The sequence below is a fragment of the Bacillus sp. C30 genome (genome assembly GCF_040838255.1).
Lineage (GTDB): Bacteria > Bacillota > Bacilli > Bacillales > Bacillaceae_G > Bacillus_A > Bacillus_A mycoides.
The window spans coordinates 1-1,765 of sequence record NZ_JBFPJH010000515.1 but is presented as its reverse complement, the minus strand read 5'-3'; the positions used below and the strand labels follow the sequence as shown (position 1 = coordinate 1,765).

Genomic DNA, 1,765 nt, shown 5'->3' with positions numbered 1-1,765 from the left:
CTTTTATATCGATGGGTAGATGCATGTGATAATTTTTGTTTTATCTCTCTATAATGAATAAAAGGGGGAAGTGCTCGTGAGCTTACATATTGATTTTATTATACGAATCGGTGTTGCTGGTTTGTTAGGGGCGATAATCGGTATTGAAAGGGAAATTCGCTCAAAAGAAGCTGGATTAAAAACACATTTCCTAGTAGCCGTAGGGAGTGCTTTAATAATGGTCGTTTCGAAATATGCTTTTTCGGATATTGTGTTTGAAGAACATATGGCTCTTGATCCGAGCCGGATTGCAGCGCAAGTTGTTAGTGGAGTTGGATTTTTAGGTGCAGGTACAATCATTATTCAAAAGCAGGCAGTGAAAGGATTAACGACAGCGGCTGGTTTATGGGCTACAGCAGGAATAGGGCTAGCAATTGGAGCAGGTATGTATGTTGTAGGGATTGGAGCGATGATTCTCGTTTTGATTGGTTTAGAGATTGTAAGTCGTATTTTTAAGGTGCAATTTTTATTTCCGCAAAATATAACAGTGCAAATGTGTATAAATAAACACGAAGCGGTACAACAAATAGTAGAGACGCTACGAGTGAAAGGTATTCCAATACTTTCATATGAAGTTGAAGCTTTACTGCAAGATACAGAAATAGTTTATAAGGTAGGAATGCAATTGAAAAATATATCGTCAGAAGAAAAGAATGCATTTATTCAGCATATGCAAACATTGCCGGAAATTACGTTTATAAAGTTAAAATCATAGTGTTGAAATAGAGGATAGATGTAGCAGGAATTTCGCTATTATCTATCCTTTTTTTGACATAAATCACATGTGAAGTCAAGTGTTAATTTCATTTTGAATGGATACATGTGTGAACGTTCCCTTCTTTTTTCTCAATACAGAATAAATAGTCAGAATAGTAAAATAATTGATTGGGACACTAAAAAATGTAAGGTAGGGGAGAGCATGAAAGGCTATTCAAAAAAAGTTTTAGTAGGGGTAAGTTTTGCTAGTTTAGTGTTAGGGAGTTTTCAAGGAAGCATATTGGCGGAAGATACTAAGGGAGAGCAAGTTTCATATCGAAATGTGCTAAAAATGGAGCCGGTTGGTGTACAACTGCCCGTGGAAGAATTAGCTCATTCATCGAAAGTATTAGAAAGCAAGTCTTTTGAGAAAAGGCTACAATTTGCTGATTTATCGCAAAGACCGCCTGAAGTAAAAAAGGAAAGTAAGCAATTAGCTGTAGCGAAAACTTATACAATTGCTGAATTAAATCAATTAAGCAATCAACAATTAGTAGATTTACTTGTAACAATCGATTGGGAGCAAATTACGGGGCTATTTCAGTTTAATAAGGACAGCCTTGCATTCTATCAAAATGATAGTAGGATGCAGGCAATTATTGATAAATTGAAGCAGCAAGGACAAGCTTATACGAAGGATGATTCAAAAGGGATTGAGACATTAGTAGAGGTATTGCGCTCTGGATTTTATTTAGGTTTTTATAATGCAGAATTAAGTAAACTTAATGAGCGGAGCTATCATGACAAGTTCTTGCCGGCGTTAAAAACGATTGCGAACAATCCAAATTTCAAACTCGGTACGTTAGAACAAAATAAAGTTGTATCATCATACGGAAAATTAATAGGAAATGCTTCGAGTGATGTGGAAACGATAACATCGGCTGCAAAGATTTTTAAGCAATATAATGATAATTTTTCTACATTGGTAGATAATCTTTCAGCTGGAAATGCGATTTACGATATTATGCAA

General features: G+C 35.5%; 2 protein-coding genes. Both read left to right on the top strand.

The genetic code is table 11. From position 1 onward, the window contains the following. Positions 1-76 precede the first annotated feature (76 nt). Positions 77-754 (top strand): MgtC/SapB family protein, encoded by a 678-nt coding sequence (locus tag AB3X49_RS22395; RefSeq protein WP_367964823.1) that lies wholly within the window; start codon positions 77-79, stop codon positions 752-754. 204 nt (positions 755-958) lie between these two features. Beyond that, a partial coding sequence (locus AB3X49_RS22390) for a M9 family metallopeptidase N-terminal domain-containing protein (protein WP_367964821.1) occupies positions 959-1,765 on the top strand: 807 nt, incomplete at its 3' end.